At 44.1% G+C, this 2,705-nt stretch carries 2 protein-coding genes; both read left to right on the plus strand.

Annotation, left to right across the window (positions count from 1 at the left end; translation table 11 throughout):
* A partial coding sequence (locus AB4653_RS25840) for a sodium:solute symporter family transporter (RefSeq protein ID WP_137002667.1) occupies positions 1-1,665 on the plus strand: 1,665 nt, incomplete at its 5' end.
* 550 nt (positions 1,666-2,215) lie between these two features.
* Positions 2,216-2,705, plus strand: a 490-nt coding sequence (locus AB4653_RS25845; protein ID WP_372105657.1) for an NAD(P)-dependent oxidoreductase, incomplete at its 3' end; no start/stop codon positions are given.

Consider the following 2,705-nt stretch of genomic DNA (forward strand, 5'->3'; position numbering starts at 1 on the left):
ATGTTGTGGTGGATGGTTGGTGCAACCGCTTTTATGACTCAGTTTAGTGCATGGACATTCACCGGTGCGGCAGGTAAAGCGTATAACGATGGTTTTGCTGTAGCGGTCATCTTCGTAGCCAACGCATTTGGTTACTTCATGAACTACGCGTACTTCGCGCCGAAATTCCGTCAACTTCGCGTTGTTACGGTAATCGAAGCGATTCGTATGCGTTTTGGTGCGACCAACGAACAAGTATTCACTTGGTCTTCAATGCCGAACTCAGTGGTATCTGCGGGTGTGTGGTTAAACGCATTGGCAATCATCGCTTCGGGTATCTTCGGTTTCGACATGAACATGACTATCTGGGTGACTGGCCTAGTGGTATTGGCAATGTCGGTAACAGGTGGTTCATGGGCGGTAATCGCATCTGACTTCATGCAGATGGTTATCATCATGGCGGTAACGGTAACTTGTGCGGTTGTAGCGGTTGTTCAAGGTGGCGGTGTTGGTGAGATTGTTAACAACTTCCCAGTACAAGATGGTGGTTCGTTCCTTTGGGGCAACAACATCAACTACCTAAGCATCTTTACGATTTGGGCATTCTTCATCTTCGTTAAGCAGTTCTCAATCACGAACAACATGCTTAACTCATACCGTTACCTAGCAGCAAAAGATTCAAAGAATGCTAAGAAAGCTGCATTGCTTGCTTGTGTGTTGATGTTGTGTGGTGTGTTTATTTGGTTCATGCCTTCTTGGTTCATTGCAGGCCAAGGTGTTGATTTATCAGCGGCTTACCCGAATGCAGGTAAAAAAGCGGGTGACTTTGCTTACCTATACTTCGTACAAGAGTACATGCCAGCAGGTATGGTTGGTCTTCTAGTTGCCGCGATGTTTGCAGCGACAATGTCTTCAATGGACTCAGGTCTAAACCGTAACTCAGGTATTTTTGTTAAGAACTTCTACGAAACAATCGTTCGTAAAGGTCAAGCATCAGAGAAAGAGCTAGTAACCGTATCTAAAATTACTTCAGCGGTATTTGGTTTCGCTATTATCCTTATCGCACAGTTCATCAACTCGCTTAAAGGTTTGAGCCTGTTTGATACGATGATGTACGTAGGTGCGTTAATCGGTTTCCCTATGACTATTCCTGCATTCCTTGGTTTCTTTATTAAGAAGACTCCGGATTGGGCTGGTTGGGGTACGCTAGTTGTTGGTGGTATCGTATCTTATGTGGTTGGTTTTGTTATCGACGCAGAGATGGTAGCAGCGGTGTTTGGTCTTGATACTCTAACAGGACGTGAATGGTCTGATGTTAAAGTTGCGATTGGTCTCATTGCTCACATCACGCTAACCGGTGGCTTCTTCGTACTATCTACAATGTTTTACAAGCCTCTATCAAAAGAACGTCAAGCGGATGTTGATAAGTTCTTTGGCAACTTAGAAACACCATTAGTCGCTGAATCGGCAGAGCAAAAAGTGTTGGATAACAAACAACGTCAAATGCTTGGTAAACTGATTGCGGTAGCGGGTGTTGGTATCATGCTGATGGCTCTTCTGACTAACCCAATGTGGGGGCGTTTAGTCTTCATCCTATGTGGTGTGATAGTGGGTGGTGTCGGTATTCTACTTGTGAAAGCGGTCGATGACGGCGGCAAGCAAGCTAAAGTTGTAATTGAAAGCTAATACATAGCGAAAACTTAGATAGAATGCGACGACTCGAAAGGGCGTCGCATTTTTGTTTTACAGATTTTAATCTTTATCAGCAAATGCTCATGACATTAGCTTTCAAGTGAGAAAGTAATCTATGCCGCGATAGAGAGTAGAAAAATATTCTAGATGGGATGAGCAGCTTAGTTGGCCAGCCACATTGTAGGAAATTATCAGCTAAGCCTTGAGCCTTTATCTAAGCTTTTGCTTATGAAGCAGGGCATAGGCGGCAAGAGCAAGACTTTTCCACCCAAGCAAAATTAATTTAAACGTAACTGCGTAATGAATCTGTTGTGACTGTTAATAGTATGACATATAGCGCTTGTTATTTTACCGATGAACGGTTTTTAACCCATCATAGAGTTTGGGGAAATATAAAACGTGGCTGTATTCTCTCTTAAAGTGAACCCCCGTCACAACTTGCATCGAACCTTCGAATCAATGCCCTAAAACTATTGCGTAACGAGAAAGACGTAGTTATTATAATGGGCATATAATCATACAATACTATATTTGGAGTTTGAACATGACTAAACCTGTAATCGGTTTCATTGGCCTAGGTCTTATGGGCGGCAACATGGTTGAAAACCTACAAAAGCGTGGCTACCACGTAAACGTAATGGATCTAAGCGCTGAAGCCGTTGCTCGCGTTACAGATCGCGGCAATGCGACTGCATTCACTTCTGCTAAAGAACTAGCTGCAGCAAGTGACATCGTTGAGTTTTGTCTTACAACTTCTGCTGTTGTTGAAAAAATTGTTTACGGCGACGACGGCGTTCTAGCGGGCATCAAAGAAGGCGCAGTACTAGTAGACTTCGGTACTTCTATCCCTGCTTCTACTAAGAAGATCGGCGCAGCTCTTGCTGAGAAAGGCGCAGGCATGATCGACGCTCCTCTAGGCCGTACACCTGCACACGCTAAAGATGGTCTTCTGAACATCATGGCTGCTGGCGACATGGAAACTTTCAACAAAGTTAAACCTGTTCTTGAAGAGCAAGGCGAAAACGTATTCCACC

The organism is Vibrio sp. 10N.222.48.A3, assembly GCF_041475345.1.
Taxonomy (GTDB): domain Bacteria; phylum Pseudomonadota; class Gammaproteobacteria; order Enterobacterales; family Vibrionaceae; genus Vibrio; species Vibrio tasmaniensis_A.